At 57.8% G+C, this 20,226-nt stretch carries 18 protein-coding genes; 9 read left to right on the plus strand and 9 right to left on the minus strand.

Translation table 11 applies throughout. The annotated features are described in order from the left end of the window. Window positions 1-14 precede the first annotated feature (14 nt). Genes yeaW through ACMYSK_RS09890 form a run of 3 tightly spaced genes read left to right on the plus strand, consistent with a single transcriptional unit; the run spans window position 15 to window position 3,629 of the window. Window positions 15-1,139 carry a carnitine monooxygenase, oxygenase subunit YeaW gene (gene yeaW, locus ACMYSK_RS09880; protein ID WP_434642426.1) on the plus strand — a complete coding sequence of 375 codons (1,125 nt, stop codon included), beginning with the start codon at window positions 15-17 and terminating at the stop codon, window positions 1,137-1,139. A gap of 18 nt (window positions 1,140-1,157) precedes the next feature. Next, window positions 1,158-2,606: an NAD-dependent succinate-semialdehyde dehydrogenase gene (locus tag ACMYSK_RS09885; protein WP_434642429.1), complete on the plus strand. Its 1,449-nt coding sequence runs from the start codon at window positions 1,158-1,160 to the stop codon at window positions 2,604-2,606. A 57-nt stretch (window positions 2,607-2,663) separates the two neighbouring features. Then, entirely contained in the window at window positions 2,664-3,629 is a 966-nt protein-coding gene (locus ACMYSK_RS09890) for a PDR/VanB family oxidoreductase (RefSeq protein WP_434642431.1), read from the plus strand. 66 nt (window positions 3,630-3,695) lie between these two features. Here the strand turns inward: ACMYSK_RS09890 and ptsP are convergent, their stop codons facing one another. Beyond that, window positions 3,696-6,197, minus strand: a complete 2,502-nt coding sequence (gene ptsP, locus ACMYSK_RS09895; protein WP_434642434.1) for a phosphoenolpyruvate--protein phosphotransferase — start codon at window positions 6,195-6,197, stop codon at window positions 3,696-3,698. 308 nt (window positions 6,198-6,505) lie between these two features. Here ptsP and ACMYSK_RS09900 point away from each other — a divergent pair, with 308 nt between their 5' ends. From ACMYSK_RS09900 to ACMYSK_RS09920, 5 genes are all read left to right on the plus strand, one after another. Further along, window positions 6,506-7,582 (plus strand): PTS fructose transporter subunit EIIC, encoded by a 1,077-nt coding sequence (locus ACMYSK_RS09900; protein ID WP_434642436.1) that lies wholly within the window; start codon window positions 6,506-6,508, stop codon window positions 7,580-7,582. Window positions 7,583-7,602: 20 nt separating this feature from the next. After that, the gene (locus ACMYSK_RS09905; RefSeq protein WP_434642439.1) at window positions 7,603-7,923 is read left to right on the plus strand and encodes a PTS fructose-like transporter subunit IIB; all 321 of its coding nucleotides are present in this window, start codon (window positions 7,603-7,605) and stop codon (window positions 7,921-7,923) included. A gap of 137 nt (window positions 7,924-8,060) precedes the next feature. Then, the gene (locus tag ACMYSK_RS09910; RefSeq protein WP_434642441.1) at window positions 8,061-10,358 is read left to right on the plus strand and encodes a formate C-acetyltransferase; all 2,298 of its coding nucleotides are present in this window, start codon (window positions 8,061-8,063) and stop codon (window positions 10,356-10,358) included. Beyond that, window positions 10,324-11,199 carry a [formate-C-acetyltransferase]-activating enzyme gene (locus ACMYSK_RS09915; protein WP_434642444.1) on the plus strand — a complete coding sequence of 292 codons (876 nt, stop codon included), beginning with the start codon at window positions 10,324-10,326 and terminating at the stop codon, window positions 11,197-11,199. The genes ACMYSK_RS09910 and ACMYSK_RS09915 overlap by 35 nt, the downstream gene beginning before the upstream one ends. A gap of 16 nt (window positions 11,200-11,215) precedes the next feature. Further along, window positions 11,216-11,557, plus strand: a complete 342-nt coding sequence (locus tag ACMYSK_RS09920; RefSeq protein ID WP_434642446.1) for a PTS fructose-like transporter subunit IIB — start codon at window positions 11,216-11,218, stop codon at window positions 11,555-11,557. A gap of 144 nt (window positions 11,558-11,701) precedes the next feature. Here ACMYSK_RS09920 and ACMYSK_RS09925 read toward each other — a convergent pair whose 3' ends face one another. After that, on the minus strand, window positions 11,702-12,469 hold the full coding sequence (locus ACMYSK_RS09925; RefSeq protein WP_434642449.1) for a phytanoyl-CoA dioxygenase family protein: 768 nt from the start codon (window positions 12,467-12,469) through the stop codon (window positions 11,702-11,704). A gap of 250 nt (window positions 12,470-12,719) precedes the next feature. Between ACMYSK_RS09925 and ACMYSK_RS09930 the strand changes: the two genes are divergently transcribed. Then, complete coding sequence (locus ACMYSK_RS09930; protein WP_434642451.1) at window positions 12,720-13,553, plus strand: helix-turn-helix transcriptional regulator; 834 nt, start codon at window positions 12,720-12,722, stop codon at window positions 13,551-13,553. A gap of 5 nt (window positions 13,554-13,558) precedes the next feature. On the opposite strand, the gene ACMYSK_RS09935 is transcribed toward ACMYSK_RS09930, so the two are convergent. The 7 genes from ACMYSK_RS09935 to ACMYSK_RS09965 all read right to left on the minus strand — a co-directional run bounded on the left by ACMYSK_RS09935 (window position 13,559) and on the right by ACMYSK_RS09965 (window position 20,135). Then, a complete protein-coding gene (locus ACMYSK_RS09935; protein ID WP_434642454.1) occupies window positions 13,559-14,467 on the minus strand; it encodes a GGDEF domain-containing protein in 909 nt (302 codons plus the stop codon). Between the two features lie 317 nt (window positions 14,468-14,784). Next, window positions 14,785-16,047, minus strand: coding sequence for an allantoate amidohydrolase (gene hpxK, locus ACMYSK_RS09940; RefSeq protein ID WP_434642456.1), 1,263 nt, complete (start codon window positions 16,045-16,047; stop codon window positions 14,785-14,787). Next, window positions 16,044-17,285, minus strand: a complete 1,242-nt coding sequence (locus ACMYSK_RS09945) for a pyridoxal-phosphate-dependent aminotransferase family protein (RefSeq protein WP_434642459.1) — start codon at window positions 17,283-17,285, stop codon at window positions 16,044-16,046. Before ACMYSK_RS09945 ends, hpxK begins: the two co-directional genes overlap by 4 nt. A 15-nt stretch (window positions 17,286-17,300) precedes the next feature. After that, complete coding sequence (locus ACMYSK_RS09950) at window positions 17,301-18,038, minus strand: amino acid ABC transporter ATP-binding protein (protein ID WP_434642462.1); 738 nt, start codon at window positions 18,036-18,038, stop codon at window positions 17,301-17,303. After that, window positions 18,019-18,675 (minus strand): amino acid ABC transporter permease, encoded by a 657-nt coding sequence (locus ACMYSK_RS09955; protein WP_434644018.1) that lies wholly within the window; start codon window positions 18,673-18,675, stop codon window positions 18,019-18,021. Before ACMYSK_RS09955 ends, ACMYSK_RS09950 begins: the two co-directional genes overlap by 20 nt. Further along, entirely contained in the window at window positions 18,675-19,340 is a 666-nt protein-coding gene (locus ACMYSK_RS09960) for an amino acid ABC transporter permease (RefSeq protein ID WP_434642464.1), read from the minus strand. Before ACMYSK_RS09960 ends, ACMYSK_RS09955 begins: the two co-directional genes overlap by 1 nt. 9 nt (window positions 19,341-19,349) lie before the next feature. Further along, on the minus strand, window positions 19,350-20,135 hold the full coding sequence (locus ACMYSK_RS09965) for a transporter substrate-binding domain-containing protein (protein WP_434642467.1): 786 nt from the start codon (window positions 20,133-20,135) through the stop codon (window positions 19,350-19,352). Between the last annotated feature and the right edge of the window lie 91 nt (window positions 20,136-20,226).

Genomic DNA, 20,226 nt, shown 5'->3' on the forward strand with positions numbered 1-20,226 from the left:
AAAGGTGACCTTACATGAGCAATTTGAGTCCTGAATTTACCCTGCCCGCCAATTTCTGCGCCAACCCGCAGGATGCCTGGACCATCCCGGCCCGTTTCTATACCGACGGCCAGGCGTTCGAACATGAAAAAGATCGCATTTTCGCCAACAGCTGGATCTGCGTTGCCCACAGCAGCGAACTGGCGAAACCCAACGACTACATCACCCGGGAAATCATCGGTGAAAATATCGTTATCGTACGCGGTCGGGACAATATTCTGCGCGCCTTCTACAACGTTTGTCCGCATCGCGGCCACCAGTTATTAAGCGGCGAAGGCAAAGCGAAAAATGTCATTACCTGTCCGTATCACGCCTGGGCATTTAAGCTGGACGGCAATTTAGCCCACGCGCGCAACTGTGAAAATGTCGCCAACTTCGACAGCGAAAAGGCCCATCTGACCCCGGTTCGCCTGGAAGAGTACGCCGGCTTTGTCTTTATCAACATGAACCCGGACGCCGTAGGCGTCGAAGCACAGCTGCCGGGGCTACAGGACAAAGTGCTGGAGGCCTGCCCGGATGTACACGACCTGAAGCTGGCAGCACGTTTCACCACCCGCACGCCGGCAAACTGGAAGAACATTGTCGACAACTATCTTGAGTGCTACCACTGCGGTCCGGCACACCCGGGGTTCTCGGATTCCGTGCAGGTCGACCGCTACTGGCACACCATGCACGGCAACTGGACCCTGCAATATGGCTTCGCCAAACCTTCTGAGCAGTCATTCAAATTTGAAGAAGGCGTTGATGCCTCATTCCACGGTTTCTGGCTGTGGCCGTGCACCATGCTGAACGTCACGCCGATCAAAGGCATGATGACCGTGATCTATGAGTTCCCGGTTGACGAAGAGACCACCCTGCAAAACTACGATATCTACTTCACCAACGAGGAGCTGACCGACGATCAAAAAGCGCTTATCGAGTGGTACCGCGACGTTTTCCGCCCGGAAGATTTGCGACTGGTCGAGAGCGTGCAAAAAGGGCTGAAGTCACGTGGCTATCGCGGTCAGGGTCGTATCATGGCCGACGCCAGCGGCAGCGGCATCTCTGAACACGGCATCGCCCACTTCCACAATCTCGTGGCCCAGGTTTTCCAGGATTAATCGCTAAAGGAGTTTGCTATGTCAGTGTTCGATACCTCACTTTTTCGCCAGCAGGCGCTGATTGCCGGCGAGTGGTGCGCCGCCGACGATGGTGCGACCTTAACGGTCAGCAACCCGGCCACCGGGGCGGTCCTCGGGCAGATCCCGAATATGGGCCGCGACGACGCACGGCGCGCCATCGATGCCGCCGCTCAGGCTCTGCCTGCCTGGCGCGCGTTAACCGCAGCCCAGCGTGCAACGCTGCTTAAAGACTGGCACCGTCTGATTGTCGAGAATAAAAGCGCGCTGGCGCAGATTATGACCGCTGAGCAAGGAAAACCGCTGGCGGAAGCAGAAGGGGAAATCACCTACGCCGCCTCGTTTATTGAATGGTTTGCCGAACAGGGTAAGCGTACCAACGGCGAAATAATCCCCTCTCCCACCGCCGATAAACGCCTGATGGTGATTCGCCAGGGCGTCGGCGTGTGCGCCGCCATTACCCCATGGAACTTCCCGGCGGCGATGATCACCCGTAAAGCCGGCCCGGCGCTGGCCGCCGGGTGCACGATGGTGGTCAAACCCGCCAACGAAACCCCGTATACCGCACTGGCTCTGGCGGAGCTGGCGCTGCAGGCCGGTATTCCTGCTGGCGTGATCAATGTCGTGACCGGACAATCGCGGGAAATTTGCGCCGTGTTGACCGGCGATGAGCGGGTACGCAAGCTCTCGTTTACCGGCTCTACCGAAGTCGGACGCGTGCTGATGCGTCAGTGTTCAGACTCCATCAAGAAAGTGTCGCTGGAGCTGGGCGGTAATGCGCCCTTTATCGTCTTCGAGGATGCGGATATTGATAAGGCGGTTGAGGGTGCGCTGGTGGCTAAATTCCGCAACGCCGGGCAGACCTGCGTCTGCGTCAACCGTTTCTACATTCACCGCGCAGTTTACGACCGCTTCTGCGATAAGTTTATCGCGCGGGTCGCCGCACTCCAGGTGGGCGATGGCCACGAACCCGGCGTCCAGATAGGCCCGCTGATTAACGCCGATGCCGGACGCAAGGTGCAGTCCCTGCTGGATGATGCGCTGAGCCGCGGCGCCCGCCTGTTACACGGTGGCCAGCCTCACGCGCTGGGCGGGAACTACTTTACGCCTACGGTGATCGGCGATGTCCAGCCCGGCTCACAGCTGCTGCAGGAAGAGATTTTTGGCCCGGTCGCCGCGCTGGTGAAGTTCGATACCGAGCAAGAAGCCATCGCCCAGGCTAACGATACTCTCTACGGCCTGGCATCCTACTTCTACAGCAACGATGCGGCGCGCATCTGGCGCGTGTCCGAGCAGCTTGAGTACGGCATGGTCGGCATTAATACCGGACTGATTTCGAACGAAGTCGCCCCCTTTGGCGGGGTGAAGCAGTCGGGCCTGGGGCGTGAAGGCTCCGCGCACGGTATCGAGGATTACCTGGAGATGAAGTATCTCTGCCAGGGGCTGTAAAGGGCACACTCCCGGCGGCGGCAGTGGCTCCGCCGGGCTTTTTGATGGAGTTCAGCGATGTCTGATTATCAAATGTTTGAAGTCGTGGTGCGCGATGTCACCGCCGTGACCGACCAGGTAAAATGCTTTACCCTCGCCGCACAAAGTGGAATGCCGCTTCCGCCATTTAGCGGCGGCAGCCACATCATTGTCCAGATGCAGGAGGGCGAACAGCGTTACAGCAATGCCTACTCCCTGATGAGTTCGCCGCTGGATACCTCGACCTGGCAGATTGCCGTACGCCTGGAGTCGCCGTCGAAAGGCGGATCGCGCTTTATGCATCAGCGGGTGCAGGTGGGAGACCGACTGACGGTCTCCACGCCCAAAAACCTGTTTGCCATCGTTCCGCAGGCGCGAAAACATGTCCTGATCGCCGGAGGGATCGGCATCACCCCGTTCCTGTCGCATATTCCGCAGCTTGAACAACAGCAGGCTGACTGGCAGCTGCACTACTGTTTTCACGATGCCAACAATAACGCCTTCGAGACAGCGCTGACCACGTCCGCATGGCGCGACCGGGTCAATCTCCACGTCTCCGCCCTGGGCTCGCGTCTTGACCTTGCTCGCCTGTTTGCCGATATGGAACCCGGAACCCATGTTTATACCTGCGGCCCTGCGGCCCTCAATGCGGCGGTCAAAGCGGCCGCCGAAGGCAGCCAGGTTGGTCCGGAACAGCTGCATTTCGAACAGTTTATGCTGGAGGACAAAGGCGGCGATGCCTTTACCCTGGTGCTGGCGCGGTCCGGACGCGAGCTTTGTGTGCCGCAGGATATGACGATTTTGCAGGTCATAGAGCAGCATAAAGCGGCGAAGGTCGAATGCCTGTGTCGTGAGGGAGTGTGCGGCACCTGCGAGACAACCATTCTTGAAGGGGAAGCGGATCACCGCGACCAGTATTTCAGCGATGACGAAAAGGCCAGCCAGCAGAGCCTGCTGATTTGCTGTTCACGCGCGAAAGGCAGCCGCCTGGTGCTGGACCTCTAGCATGTCGCCTGCGGACTGCCGTGCGCGATAATACGGCAGCCCGCGAGCCGGGTGTCCGGCAGGCGCTTACAGTTCCAGCTCGCGCTGCAATAACATCGCGATAGCCTCGCTACTCTCGGCGGTCACCAACGCGTGGCGAAACGCCTCATGCATGATGCGCCGCGCCAGACGAGAGAAGATACGCATATGCTGATCCCCGGCGGCGTGCTTGTTCAGCGTCAGCATAATCACAAATTGCGCCTCATCATCTCCCCACGCCACCGGCTGCGCCAGGCGCGCCACGCTGATGGTGGACTGCTCAATGTGCTCCGACTTGCTGTGCGGTATGGCAAAGCTGAAGCCCAGCCCGGTTGAAAAAACCGCCTCACGCGCCCAGAGATCCGCTTCCAGCTTACGCGGATAGCGACAGCGCCCTGCCAACAGCAAATTATCGGTCATCCCCTTCATCACCTCTTCTTTGCTGCGCCAGTCGCTGTTTAAGGTGATGCACTGCGCGGTAATCAGCGGCGCATCCTGCTGCGCCATGCGGAACTGGGCTAACAAGTGTTCGACCTCCAGCGAGGTGCGGCACTGCATGGCCTGATTCAACAGCTGCCGACAGGCCCGGCTATCCAACTGGGCCAGGCGCGCTTTGGTCGCCGGAATCGCCGGCGCGCTCATGCTCAGTTCATCCAGCCCGAGACCCACCAGCAGCGGCAGCACCGAGCCTTTGGCCCCCAGCTCGCCGCACAGGCCGATCCATTTCCCCTGGCGATGCACCGCCTGCACGGCGTAGTCCAGCGCGCGTAAAAAAGCGGGGTTAAGGCTGTTGTAGTGGCGCGTGACCTTGCTGTTATCGCGATCCACCGCCAGCAGATACTGCGTCAGGTCGTTGCTGCCAATACTGAAGAAATCAATCTCTTCGCAGCACTGGTCGATAATAAACATCACCGACGGCACTTCCAGCATGATGCCGAGCGGAATCTTCTCATCGAACGGAATATGCTCTTCGCGAAGGGATTGCCTGGCCTCGGCCAGCCTTTCTTTCACCCACAGGATCTCTTCCATCGAAGAGATCATCGGAATCATTATTTTCAGCGAACCGTGCGCCGAGGCGCGGAGAATGGCCCTGAGCTGAGTGCGGAACAGCGCCTGGTACTCTTCGTAAATCCGCACCGCGCGATAGCCCAGGAAGGGGTTGTTCTCCGGCGGGATATTGAGATACGCCACCGGCTTATCTCCCCCGATATCCATCGTGCGGATGATTATGCTGCGGCCGTTCGCCGGTTCCAGCGCCTGGCAGAAAATATTATACAGTTCGTCTTCGGACGGGGCGCTGGGGCGGTCCATGTACAGCATTTCGGTTCGGAACAGCCCGACCGCCTGCGCACCGTTGCTAAACGCCGCCGCGGCTTCAACGGAGTGGGCGATATTTGCCGCCACTTCCAGACGCAGGCCATCTTTGGTTATCCCCTCTTCATCAAGCCACGTCTGCTGCTGAGCGCACACTTGCGCCGCAGTCCAGGCCTCCTGCTGGTAGTAGCGCGTAACTGCCTCATCAGGGTTAACCGCCACCAGTCCGGCATTGCCATCGATATAGACCGGTTGGCCTACCCATGGCCGCAGCGCCGCCATCTCAACGCCTACCAGAGTCGGTATATTAAACGAACGCGCCAGAATCACGGTATGCGAGGTCGTCCCCCCGCCGCTCAGCAGCAGGCCTTTAAGCAGGGTTTTATCCAGCTCCAGGAACTGGCTGGGCGTCAACTCTTCGGCAAGACAAATCGAAGGGACGGTCAGCTTACCCGGCGCCGGGAAACGGGACTCGCCGTAGATATGCTGCAGGAGCTGAAAACAGACATCGCGCACGTCCAGCGCCCGCTCCTGTAAATAGCGGTTGCCGGAGTCGCTGAACTGCGCGCAGAAGTGCTCACCGCTGGCGACTATTGCCTGGGCGCAACTCAGGCCGGTCAGCAGTCCGCCCAGCAGATGCTGGCGCAAAGAAGCGTCCGTTGCCAGCGAACGATGCGCGTCCAGAATGGCGCTGGCGGTTCCGTCGTTATCCAGCAGTCGCAGCTCGATATTTTTAACCAGCAGCAGCAGTCCGTTGTCCAGCATCGCCTGCTCCTGCTCGATATTGCCGGCCGCCGGTAGCGTGCCAGAATCGCGCAGGTCAAAGGTTCGCAGATGGGTAAGCGTTCCCCCGGCGCTTCCGGCACACACCGGCAGCCCGGAGAACAGCGAGGGATGAAGGCGGGACAGCGATTCAGGAATCGGCTGTGTCTCAAGGGTGTCCGCTGCGGGCAGCGGCGTATCGCAGTGCGGAAATTCATCCTCAATAAATGCCGATAGCCCGGCAAACGCCTGCCGTTCATCTTCGCCGCTGATGATCAAGTGGCACTCGTCGCCTTTTATGGTGTTGGTGCCAATAATCGCCAGCGCACTTTTGGCATTGCCGCGCAGGTCGCTGCGCGTATTCCACCACTCGACTGAAGACGAGAAGGTATTGCACAACGTTTCCACCAGACTGGCCGGGCGGGCATGGACGCCATTTGGTAAATCACAACTGAATTTAATGACCTGGGCCATTGGCTTTCTCCTGAGCAAGACATCATTGACTCAAAGGTAAAGAAAGCCCGCGGCAGGGACTACGCGAAAAAAGAGTGAATTACTGGAATATTGTACGCAGAGATCTTTTTTCTGTTCCGTATCACAAATCCGCCATTTCGCCGTTAATCCTCCCTGTACCCCCTAAGATTAGAGGTGGATCGCAATTTCATAAGCACCTTACAAATATCCAGTAAATGCACTTTTTCTCTACTGTTTTCTCCCCCGTCATTTTCCTACTGTTGAAGCAACAATACTGTCACGAGCGATACCGCGCTCAGGAGCAAGCAATGAACGAACTGGTGCAAATACTAAAAAATACACGCCAGCATCTCATGACCGGCGTCTCACATATGATTCCCTTCGTGGTCTCCGGCGGGATCCTACTCGCCGTCTCCGTCATGCTGTACGGCAAGGGCGCCGTGCCCGACGTCGCGACGGATCCCAACCTGAAGAAGCTGTTTGATATTGGGGTCGCCGGGTTGACGTTGATGGTGCCTTTTCTGGCGGCCTATATCGGTTACTCCATTTCCGACCGCGCGGCGCTGGCCCCCTGCGCCATTGGTGCATGGGTCGGCAACAGCTTTGGCGCCGGTTTTTTCGGCGCCCTGATTGCCGGCATGATCGGCGGCCTGGTGGTTTACTACCTGAAGAAGATCCCCGTCCACAAAGTGCTGCGCTCCGTGATGCCCATTTTTGTGATCCCCATTATCGGCACCTTTATCACGGCCGGGATCATGATGTGGGGGCTGGGCGAACCTATCGGGGCGCTTACCGCTAACCTGACAACCTGGCTACAGGGCATGCGCGAGGGCAGCATCGTGCTTCTTGCCATCATCATGGGACTGATGCTGGCCTTCGATATGGGCGGCCCGGTCAATAAAGTCGCCTACGCCTTTATGCTGATCTGCGTCTCCCAGGGCGTATATAGCGTGGTGGCCATCGCCGCTGTCGGGATCGCCATTCCGCCGCTGGGAATGGGGCTGGCCACGCTGATTGGCCGCAAATATTTCACTGCGGAGGAACGTGAAACGGGCAAAGCCGCTCTGGTGATGGGCTGCGTGGGCGTCACCGAAGGCGCCATCCCCTTCGCCGCCGCCGACCCGCTACGCGTTATCCCGTCCGTCATGATTGGCGCCGCAAGCGGCTGCGCAACAACCGCTCTGCTCGGCGCTCAGTGCTACGCCGGCTGGGGCGGGCTGATCGTCCTGCCGGTGGTTCAGGGTAAAGGCGGATTTATCATCGGCCTGCTGGTCGGGGCATTTGTCAGCGCCGCCTGCGTCATCGTTCTTAAAGCCCTCACGAAAAAGAAAGCGTCAGAAGCCAAAGCCGATGACGAACTGGATCTTGATTTCGAAATTAACTGAAACGCTGGAAGGAATATTTTATGACCAACATTATCGCCGTTACCGCCTGCCCATCCGGAGTTGCGCACACCTACATGGCAGCAGAGTCGCTGGAAAGCGCCGCCAGGGCTAAAGGCTGGCAGGTTAAGGTGGAGACTCAGGGCTCTATCGGTATTGAGAATGAGCTGTCGCCCGACGATGTCACCCACGCCGACATCGTGATCCTGACCAAAGACATCGGCATCAAGTGTGAAGAGCGCTTTGCCGGTAAAACCATCGTTCGCGTCAATATCAGCGATGCCGTGAAGCGCGCTGACGCCATTATGAACAAAATCGACAGCCACCTTTCGCAGAAAGCCTGAATAACGTCGCGCGCAGCGGGGCTGCGCAAGACTCAGCGCCTCGTTCCACGAGCGTCATCGTGACCGGCAGTCCGTGCATTTACTCCGCCGGATTGCCGCCACCCGCGCATGGCGAAGGCGTTCACATGGAGTTTGTCATGACCAATCGTACCCAGCGTTTAAAAGAGAGCCTGTTTGCTCATCCCCGGGAAATCTCGCTCGAGCGTGCCCTGCTCTACACCGAAAGCCACAGGCAAACCGAGGGAGAGCCGACGATCGTCCGCCGGGCGAAAGCCACCGCGTGGATCCTCGACCATGTACAGATATCGATACGTGATGATGAACTTATCGCCGGAAACCGAACAATTAAGCCTCGCGCCGGGATCGTCTCCCCAGAGATGGACCCCTACTGGTTGCTTAACGAGCTGGATCAGTTCCCTGTCCGCCCGCAGGATCGCTTCGCCATCAGTGATGAAGATAAGCGGATTTACCGTGAAGAGCTGTTCCCATACTGGGAAACACGCTCGATGAAGGATTTCATCAATGCTCAAATGACCGAGGAAGTCAAAACGGCGGTGCGCACGCAGATTTTCAGCGTCAACCAAACCGATAAGGGTCAGGGGCATATCATTATTGATTATCCCCGTCTGCTGAATAATGGGCTGGCGGCGCTGGCGAATGAAATGAAAACCCTAACCCAACGGCATCCCCAGAACGATTTTTATCAGGCGGTGCTGATTCTGCTGGAGGCCTCGCAGCGTCATATTTTGCGCTACGCCGCTCTCGCCGATGACATGGCCGCCCGCTGCGACTCCCCGCGGCGACGCCAGGAGCTGGAGACGATTGCCGCGATTTCGCGCCATAACGCAGAACACCGCCCGGAAGACTTCGGGCAGGCCTGTCAGCTGTTCTGGTACATGAACATCATCCTGCAGTACGAGTCCAATGCCAGCTCCATTTCGCTGGGGCGTTTTGACCAGTACATGCTGCCGTTCTACCAGACGTCGTTAAGCCGCGGTCAGGATGCCGCGTTTCTGAAAACGTTGCTGGAATCGCTGTGGGTCAAGTGCAACGACATCGTCCTGCTGCGTTCATCCAGCAGCGCCCGCTATTTTGCCGGCTTCCCGACGGGCTACACGGCCTTACTCGGCGGACTGAGTGAGACCGGGCGCAGTGCGGTAAACGTGCTCTCTTTCCTCGCGCTGGATGCCTATCAAAACGTCCAACTGCCGCAGCCTAATCTCGGAGTCCGCATTAACGAACTGATCGACCGACCGTTCCTGCACAAAACGGCGGAAACGATCCGCTTAGGTACCGGGATTCCACAAATTTTCAACGATGAGGTGGTGATCCCGGCATTCCTTAATCGCGGAGTTTCGCTGGAGGATGCGCGAGATTACGCCGTGGTGGGCTGCGTTGAACTCTCTATTCCCGGTCGTACCTACGGGCTGCATGATATTGCGATGTTCAACCTGCTGAAGGTCATGGAAATCGTGATGCTGGAAAATGAAGGTAACGCCGATGTCAGCTGGGACGGGTTGATTCAGCAAATCCGCGACAAAACCCGCTACTACATCAAGCTGATGGTCGAAGGCAGCAACATTTGCGACCTCGGCCACCGGGATCAGGCGCCGGTTCCCCTCCTCTCCTCGTTTATTCAGGACTGCGTTTTGCACGGTAAAGATATCACCGAGGGCGGCGCACGCTACAATTTCTCCGGCGTCCAGGGGATTGGTATCGCCAACCTCAGCGACTCCCTGCATGCGCTCAAGGGCATGGTCTTTGACCAACAGCGCATGAGCTTCGATGGGCTGATGCAGGTCCTCAAAGCGAATTTCCAGACGTCGGAAGGAGAAAAAATCCGCGCCAGGCTGATTCATCGCTTTGAAAAATATGGCAACGACATTGACGAGGTGGACAATATCAGCGCCGACCTGCTGCGTTTTTACTGTAAAGAGGTTGAACAGTACCGCAACCCGCGCGGCGGTCACTTTACCCCCGGATCGTACACCGTCTCGGCGCACGTGCCGCTAGGCTCGGTTGTCGGCGCAACGCCGGATGGTCGACTGGCCGGCGAGCAGTTAGCCGACGGCGGTCTGTCACCGATGGTCGGTCAGGATTCTCAGGGGCCAACGGCGGTGCTGAAATCGGTCAGCAAGCTGGATAACTATCTGCTGTCCAACGGCACGTTGCTGAACGTTAAGTTTACCCCCGCCACCCTGAGCGGAGAGAGCGGGCTCAACAAGCTGGCAGATTTTTTACAGGCTTTCACCAGCCTGAAGCTTCAGCATATCCAGTTTAACGTGGTCAATGCGGATACCCTACGGGAAGCGCAGCAACGTCCTCAGGATTTCGCCGGTCTGGTGGTACGCGTCGCGGGCTACAGCGCCTTCTTTGTCGAGTTATCGAAGGAGATCCAGGATGACATTATCCACCGCACCACGCATCAGCTGTGAAGTTATCGATACGCGCGCCGACCGGGCGCGCATTTTTAATCTCCAACGCTACTCGCTGAATGATGGCCAGGGGATCAGGACCGTCGTTTTTTTTAAAGGCTGTCCGCATACCTGTCCGTGGTGCGCCAACCCGGAATCCATCTCCCCCAAAATTGAAACCGTGCGCCGGGAAAGCAAGTGCCTCCACTGCACGCGCTGCCAGCAGGACGTCGAGGAGTGTCCCTCCGGTGCGTGGGAGCAAATTGGCCGCGATATCACCCAGGAAGCGTTGCTCAAAGAGGTCCTGAAGGATGAGATCTTTTTCCGCGCCTCGGGCGGCGGCGTCACGCTTTCGGGCGGAGAGATATTAATGCAGGCCGGGTTTGCCACCCGCTTCTTACGAACCCTGCGCCAGTGGGGGATCCGCACGGCAATAGAAACGGCGGGCGATGCTCCCTTCAGCCGCTTGTATCCCCTTGCCCAGGCCTGTGACGAAGTGCTGTTCGATCTGAAGATCATGGACGCCAGGCTGGCGCGAGAACGGCTCGCCATCGATCTCCCCCGGGTGCTGGCAAACTTTCGCCAGCTGGTGGAAAACGGGGTTCAGGTTATCCCCAGAGTGCCGCTCATTCCAGGCTTTACCCTGTGCGAAAGGAACTTCAGCCAGATACTGTCCTTCCTCGCCCCGTTTGCGCTACCCGAGATTCACCTGCTGCCGTTTCATCAATATGGCGAGCCGAAATACGCGTTGCTGGGTAAAACATGGGCGATGGCAAAGATCGGTACGCCATCATCAGCTGAGATAAACCGATTCACAATCATGGCAGAACAAGCCGGTTATCGCGTAACGGTCGGCGGCTAATTGCCCGGAGGATGCTATGGATATCAAAATCGTGGCGGTCACCGCCTGCGTAAGCGGCGTGGCCCATACCTATATGGCCGCGGAACGTTTACAAAAAGTCGGTCACCAGGAAAAATGGCAGATAAAAATCGAAACCCAGGGCGCGCTGGGGATTGAAAATAAAATTACGCCTGACGATATTGCCCAGGCCGATGTCGTGCTGCTGGTAACGGATATTGAAATCGACGACGCAAAACGGTTTTGCGGCCTCAGAACGATTAAAACGAGCATCAAAACGTTTTTACTCCAGCCGCAGCACATCACTGAGGCGGTAAAAAACATCATGAAAAAGCCGGTCGTCTATTTAGATATCCCCTGAGAGCAGATGAGATCATGCCACTGCTGCTCAGGGGCAAAGAACCGGTATCGTACCCCAGTTTGGCCCGCGAGAAGCTACCGTTTCGCAGGCCAGGTAAGGCGTAAGCCGCCACCAGGCAAACAACGGATACCCCGGTTAACCGGGTTACTCCACATCCAGCAGCCATTTTTGCGCCGGCGTCAGGCGGCTGGCGGTTTCCGGCTTTAACCAGTGCCGTTGATCCTGCTGCGCAGTATCCTGGCGGTCAATGTATAAACCGTGCAGCACTCGCCTTCTGCTGCCGGTGGTATTGCAGGTTCCACCGTGCCAGGCATGCGCGTTATAAATCATCACGCTGCCCGCCGGTGCGGCAAACACGATCTCATCCGGGTGCGGCAGTTCAGGGTCGCTCAGGGCATCTTCGGGCAGATCCGGGCGCAGATGCGTGCCGGGGATAATTCGCGGGGCGCCATTTTCCGCGCTCAAATCATCAATAGCCCAGATCGTGTTCACCAGATGCACTTTGGGAAAATCCGGACGTGGCTTTTTCCAGTCGGCGTGTAGCGGCTGGTGGCCACCGTTAACCAGCGCCTCTCGCGCATTGAGGCTGGAGACCTTAAAGTCGCCCTGGAAAATATAGCGGCAGGCCGACAGTACCAGCGGATGGGACCACACTTTCTCCCAAATCACCCCTTTGTTAATCAGATTAGCAATGCGCGTCGCCGTCGCCTCCTGATGGTGCTCAATGGCCAGATTATCCCCCTCTTTCTCGACAATCGTATCGATGAGGCTTCGCATCGCGTCCAGCCACTCCGGGTCAGCCAGATGATGCACCACGGTGTACCCGAGGGTATCCAGCTCCTGTTTCATTTTGGCGGACAGTGCAATGTTGGCGCCGAGCGCATCCAGATAGACAGCAGATTGATGTTCCATATTTCTTTCCCTTAACCTTTCGATAACACGAAATAAACTCTAATCGTCGGCCTGGGGAAATACATGAGGCGATTCCTACGAAAAACTGGACATCCGCACGCGAGGGGGCAAAGTGTGATGCTCATCAAACTCTGCACCACGCACTGTCGTATGGCCGTTCCCCGTACGCAATCAGACAATCTAAAAGAGGCCTGCCAGGATTAAATAGATTATATTCAACAGGATAATAGCTATTTCACGGGGTGATGGGATGATTGAAGCGCTGCCGGATATTTTAAATCGCCTGGTCAGTCAGAAGGACAGGCTGCATGTCCGGTTCCCGGAACCGGATATTTCCGTCCCTGAACTGGCCTATAAGGTCGCGTTTCCGCGTCTGGAGATCGTGCTGGAAGGTGAGCTGCAAGAGAAAGGTTTACCCTTGTCCGATACGCAGCTGTCAACGTCGCAGGTACTGTATGTACAGGCCGGAAAATGGACCCTTCCACAGTGGACCGGCCCGGCATCGACCTTAAGTATTTTATTTGGCAGGCAAAAGCTGGGTTTTTGCATCCAGCACTGGGACGGCAGACAGTTAAGAACGGAAAAACAAAGCGTCGCCCGCCTGGGGCCACGCGTCGGTTCTTACCTGCTGCTGGCACTGAACGAAATATGTTTGCAGCCAGATCCGGTCACCGCCCGGCTTGTGGTATCCGCGCTGCTCAGCCACTGTCTTGAGCAGCTGGTTGGGCTGGAGATGCGGGTCAGCCGCAGCCGCGATCTGTTCATGGCGGTACAGGATTATCTGGAAGAGAACCTCAGCCAGCCGCTGACCCGTGAATCGGTAGCGAAGCGTTTTCATATCACCCCAAACTACCTGTCGCACATTTTTCAGAAATCCGGTTCCGTCGGCTTTAACGAATATCTGACCAGCGTCCGGCTGGAGCAGGCCAAGAAGCTGCTGCGCGGTTACGATTTAAAAGTCAAAGAGATCGCCCACAACTGCGGTTTTGTCGACAGTAACTATTTTTGCCGGATCTTTAAACGCTATACCGAGCGATCGCCGTCCGAATATCGCCGTCATTGCCGCAGCGCGCAGCAGGGATAGTGGCCTCAGGATGAGGCCCACTCCACCCGGCCACGACCGTTGTGCTTCGCGGCGTAGAGCGCTTCATCCACTTTCTTAATAAACGCATCCTGGGGTTCATCTTTTTCCCGCATCCCGACGCCAATGCTCACCGACAGCGGATAATCGTGATTAATCAAAATGGAACCAACATTGAGCAGAATGGACTCTGCGAGCTGTGCCACCTCATCGGCGGGCATCCCGTCAACGATAATGGCAAACTCCTCACCGCCGATCCTCGCCGGCAGGACCGTGTCGCTGGTGAGCTTCGACAGCTGCTTACCCAGCGCGAATAACACCTCATCGCCCACCAGATGGCCATAGGTATCATTAATCTTCTTGAAGAAATCGATATCGAGGATCATCAATGCCACCGGGCTGTGATCCTGCTTTTCGCGGATCGTATCGATAAAGAAACGTCGGTTCGGCAGCTGGGTCAGCTCATCTTTTAATGACTGGGAGCGCGCGTCGACGTACAGGACGTTAATACGCTCGATGATTTTGTAGATGCCAATCGTAGTCAATAGCATGCCCGACAGCCGCAGCAGATCTTCGCAGTAATAACCCATCCACCTCGGCTGAACGAACATTTCATCCATTAAATCAAAGGTGCCCCCGGCTATCCACAGCAGCAGCCCGTAGCGCACCCAGTTCACCGCGACATGGCTCATTCTGACTTTCGACGAGATCCACAACATAAAGACCAAAAACAGCAACGCCAGCAAGTCGATATACAGCCCGGCTTTAGCAAAAATCACGTCCCAGGGTCCTAATGGCTTCGACATGGCAATACATAACGCGGCGACGGCGATAATCACCAGCAGAGCAGGAAAAAGGTTGGTATGGGGGCTGACTGGCTGGGTTTTTATATTGATATTCTTTTCTGAGTTCAACATCGGCACATCTCTCGGCAGCGTCATGGCTTTTCACAAGTTAGCATAGCAGTCGGGTGATTTTCAGCGAATAAAATTGATAATTATCTGAGGGTTAAATGTGTCATAGATGTTTGACAAAAAGAATAGACTGACCCCGCGGAATTTTTCCAACTGACTACCAATCCATGGCGACGAGGTCAGTGCCGCGGATGGTATAGAGATAGTCATCCGCACTTTTAGCACTTTGTGCTACTTTCGGGTAAAAAGCCCTTTCACTTCAGTCAGGCTACGCCGGTAGCCGCCGCCCGGATCCGATGCGTGCGACCGGGCGGAGCGGTTTATGCGCTTTCAGCCAGCGCCCACGTTGCGCGGCGAAATGCCTCAATCGCCAACGCCACATCAGCCTGCGTCACGGACTCCGCCGGATGGTGGCTGACGCCCCCTTTACAGCGCACAAACAACATGCCAACCGGCCACCGCTCGGCGATGGCGATCGCATCATGTCCGGCGCCGCTGGGCAGGGTCAATGACGTTCCCTGAACCTCGCTGACGGCTTGCGTCAACACGTCCTGCAATCGCCTGTCGCAGGGGGTCGCGGCAATGTGGTAGAACGTTTCGGCTGCAAATTGCAGCTGGCGACGGGCGGCAATCGCCTGCGCCGCGTCCAGCAGCGTCGTGAGTAGCGTGTCGAGAGGGCCATCCTGCGGGCCACGAATATCCAGAGTCAGCGCGACCTCGCCGGGGATCACGTTAACCGCGCCAGGCGCGCAGCGCAGCGTCCCGACCGTCGCCACCAGATTCCCTCCCTGCTGGCAGGTGGCTGTTTCAATGAGGACCATCCATTCGGCGGCGGCAGCCAGCGCATCCCGGCGTTGGCCCATCGGTACCGTTCCGGCATGGCCCGCTTCGCCGGTAAAACGGCAGTTCAGGCGGCGCGCACCGTTGATAGCCTCCACCACGCCAAGCGCCAGCCCTTCCCGTTCAAGACATGGTCCCTGCTCAATGTGCAGCTCCAGATAGCCGGCGATATCCGCGGCCGGTCGCGCCGCCAGGCTCACGCAGGCAGGATCAAACCCGGCCAGCACCATCGCCTGCGCCACGCTGGCCCCTTGAGCATCGGTCTGCTCAAGCCAGCTCTCCGGCCAGGTTCCCGTCAGGCCGCGGCTGCCCAACAGCGTAATACCGAAACGCGTCCCTTCCTCATCGCAGAAACCGACAATCTCTATCGCCTTCGCCAGGCGGCGTTCCTGCCGGTGCAGGTTATCCACCACCTCAATCGCCGTCAGCACCCCCAGCATGCCGTCATAGCGCCCGGCATTGCGTACCGTATCCAGATGAGACCCCAGCAGAATGGCCGGGGCCCCCTCCTGCTCGCCCTCATAACGCCCGCAAATGTTGCCGACGCTATCCTGCCAGACGGTCATTCCCGCCTGCGTCATCCAGCGCGCCACCTGCTGATTGGCCTGCAGATGCTGCACAGAGAGATACACTCGGGTTAGCCCCTCCGTCGTTTCACTGATCGCGGCCAGCTCATCCGCACGAGCCATCACCCGCGCTGCGGCCTCCGTCATCTCCGCCTGCCGGCGTGCTAATGGACTCATCGCGCACTCTCACGGCAATAGTGATCCCACGCCGCCTGCATCGCTGCCCCCTGAGTGGTGGAAAATTTCAGGTAGTTCAGTACTGACTCCAGGGCGCTGAGCGTGGTCATCACGCAATCTTTCCGCGCGTTGTACCCCATAGTGCCGATGCGCCACACTTTGCCGTGCAGCGGGCCAAAGGAGGTGCCTATCTCAATGCCGAAGTCTTCCAGCATCAGCTTACGCACCTGATCACCGTTGATGCCCTGCGGAATAACCACCCCGAGCACGTTGTTCATCTTGTGTTGCAAATTACCAAAGGTTTCCAGCCCCATCGCCTGAATGCCTTTTACCAACGCATCGCCATGCAGCTTATGCCGGGCGATCCCGTTATCCAGCCCTTCTTGCAGGATCAGCCTCGCGCATTCGCGGGCGCCAAACAGCGCCGATGTTGCTTCAGTATGATGATTCAGGCGCTCCGGCCCCCAGTAATCCATCACCATGCCAAGATCGAAGTAGTTGGAATAAATCGGCTCATCCTCGCCAGCAAGATGGTCTGCGGTGCGAATCCCCTCTTCGACGCACCGGCGGCGGCGAATCACCGCTTCCATACGTGCGCTTAGCGTGATCGGCGAGGTGCCGGACGGCCCGCCGAGGCATTTCTGCATCCCTGCCGATACCGCATCCAGCCCCCAGGCATCGGTTTCCAGGGCGTTGCCCCCCAACGAGGCGGTGGCATCGGTATAAAACAGCACATCGTAACGGCGGCAGATATCACCCAGCGCCGCCAGCGGCTGGAGCATGGTGGTTGACGTGTCGCCCTGTACCGTCAGGAGCAGGCGTGGGCGCACGCGCTTGATGGCGTCTTCCACCTGGTCTGGCGTAAAGACTTCACCCCACGGTACCTCAATGGTGTGAACCTCAGCGCGGCAGCGGCGGGCTATCTCGCACAGCAAATGACCAAAACGACCGAATACCGGTACCAGCACCTTATCACCGGGGCGAATAGCCGACACGAGAACGGCTTCAATTCCCGCACGAGAAGTCCCGTCCACCAGCATCGTCCAGCGGTTTTCGGTACGAAATACCCCGCGATACAGCGCCATAACCTCATTCATATAGTGGGTCATCACCGGGTCGTACTGACCGATCAGCTGGCTCGACATCGCGCGCAGCACGCGCGGGTCGGCGTTAATCGGCCCTGGCCCCATCAGCAGGCGCGGCGGCGGGTTAATTTGCGAAAATTGAGCGATATCCATTTTAGAGTCCTTTGATTAATTGAGGCCGCGCACGGAGGAGATAAACTGCTTCAGTTCACCGGTCTGCGGATTGGCAAACAGCGTTTTGCTGTCTCCCTGTTCCCAGACGCGCCCCTGATGCATAAACACCACGCGGTCGCCCACTTCACGGGCAAAATTCATTTCATGAGTGACGAGAATCAGCGTCATGCCTTCGGCTGCCAGCTGTTCCAGAACCTTGAGCACTTCACCCACCAGCTCAGGATCCAGCGCCGAGGTGATCTCGTCGCAGAGTAAAACTTTTGGCGACATCGCCAGCGCACGGGCAATGGCCACCCGCTGCTGCTGGCCGCCGGAAAGACTGGAGGGATAATAGTCCAGCCGATCGCCGAGGCCGACTTTCTCCAGCATCCGCTGCGCCAGCTCCCGGCATTCGGCGGCGTTTTTTTTCAGCACCCTGCGCGGCGCCAGCATCACGTTCTCCAGCGCGGTCATGTGCGGGAACAGGTTAAAATTCTGGAATACCATCCCGACAGAGCGGCTGATCTCCCGCGCCTGCGAATCGCGATCGGTGATGGTCATACCGCCGAGCTTAATGCTGCCTTCCTGATAGCCTTCCAGCCCGTTGATGCAGCGCAGCAGCGTGCTTTTCCCCGAGCCGCTTCGGCCAATAATCGAAATCACCTCGCCCATATCGATATCCAGATCGACACCTTTGAGTACGTGGTTGTCCCCGTAGTACTTCTGCATCTGATTAATGGTGATGAGAGGCATTGAATTTATTCTCCAGATAGCGGCTGTAGCGGGACAGCGGGTAGCACAGAACGAAGTAGCCCAGCGCCACCAGCGCAAAGACTTTAAACGGCTGATATGTCACGTTGGTGAGCATCGTGCCGGCTTTGGTCAACTCGACAAAGCCGATAATCGAGGCCAGGGCGGTACCTTTGATTACCTGCACCGCAAACCCGACGGTGGGTGCCACGGCGATACGCAACGCCTGCGGCGCAATGACGCGAAGCAGCGTCTGAGTGAAGCTCAGGCCCAGGCAGCGCGACGCTTCCCACTGCCCTTTTGGCAGTGCCCGGATGCTGCCGTACCCGATATCGAGCAAGAAGGCGCTGGTGTAGAACGTCAGCGCCATCGACGCAGCGGTCCACGGCGAGACGTCAATGCCGAACAGCGCTACGCCAAAGAAGGCCAGAAACAGCTGCATCAGCAGCGGCGTCCCTTGAAACAGCTCGATATAGCCGCGAATCAGGCGCCTGACCTGCCGTCCGCCGGTCAGGCGCAGCAACAGCAGCGGTAGCGTCACCAGCGCGCCGCCGGTAAACGCCACCAGCGACAGCAGAACCGTCCAGCGCCCGGCCAACAGCAGATTGCGAATAATGTCCCAGTCGGTAAAGGTGGCCATCATGCCTGCACCCCCAGCCATTTTCGCCCTGCTGCCATCAGCAGCTGACGCATTGTTATCGAAAGCACTAAGTAGATCCCCGTCGTCACCAGATAAACCTCGAAGCTCAGGAACGTCCGTGACTGAATCAGGTTGGCGGCAAAGGTCAGCTCTTCATACGAGACCTGAGAAACTACCGACGATCCGAGCATCACGATGATGCACTGGCTGACCAGCGCCGGGTAAATGCGCTGTAACGCCGGCGGCAGCACCACGCGGATAAAGGTCTGTGTGCGACTCAGGCCAAGCACCCGCCCGGCCTCCCACTGGCCTTTCGGCGTAACCTGAATACCGGCGCGCACGATCTCAGTACTGTAGGCCCCGAGGTTCACAACCATCGCCAGCAGCGCCGCTTCGCCTGCGGTCATCTTCAGCCCGAGATTCGGCAGCCCGAAGACGATAAAAAACAGCTGCACCACGAACGGCGTGTTGCGAATCAGCTCCACGTAACCGCCCCACATCCGGCTGAGCCACGATGGCCGTCCGCTGCGAAGCGCAGCCCCGAAGATACCGATAGCCAGGCCCCCGGCGGTGGCCATCACCGTCAGCTGGACAGTCACCCATAGCCCTGCCAGCAGCTCCGGCCAGTGCGGCCAGAGCGCAGAAAAATGAAGTTGTTCCGTCATTCCCTGACCTTATGCAGCAAAGTCAGCGGGCAACGGCGCTTTTAGCCACTGCTGTGACAGCCCGTTCAGGGTTCCGTCTTGTAGGCCCTGCGCTATCAGCGCGTCCACTTTGGCTTTCAGCGCTGGCTCATTCTTTCTCAGGCCAATCACGCACGGTGAATCTTTCAGCATAAAGCTCTCCACCGGCGCCTTCGCCGGGTTCTGGCGAGCAATCGCGGCCACCACCAGGTTTCCGGTCGCCACGTACTGCACCTGGCCGGAGAGGTAGGCTGACAGCGTGGTGTTGTTATCTTCGTAGCGTTTAATCTGCACCGCTTTCGGGGCGATACCGGTCAGCACCATATCTTCCACCGCCCCACGGGTTACGCCGATAGTTTTCCCGCCAAGCGCCGCCACGTCTTTCACCTGCGCCTCTTTCGGGCCAAACACCCCGAGGAAGAACGGCGCATAGGCGCGGCTGAAATCAATCACCTTCTCGCGTTCGGCATTCTTGCCAAGGCTGGAGATAACCAAATCCACTTTATCGGTTTGCAGGTAAGGCACCCGATTTGCGCTGGTGACCGGCACCAGCTGCAGCTTAAGCTTCATCTCTTTGGCAAGATAACGCGCCATATCGATGTCATAGCCTTGCGGCTGGAGATCGGTTCCCACCGAGCCAAACGGCGGGAAATCCTGCGGTACCGCAATGCGGATCACTCCGCGCTTTTCAATATCCTGCAGCTGGTCCGCTTTCGCCGCTGTGATTTGCGTGAACAGACAAGCGGCCCCGGCCAGTGCGATCAGCAGTTTTTTCATGATGTTTACCCGTTACGTTAGTATGAAACAAAAGATTCTTCAAATAAACTTTTGCAACTAATGTGCCAGATAACATTCTCACCAGTGACGG

Source organism: Klebsiella sp. I138, assembly GCF_051131765.1.
Classification (GTDB): Bacteria; Pseudomonadota; Gammaproteobacteria; order Enterobacterales; family Enterobacteriaceae; genus Klebsiella.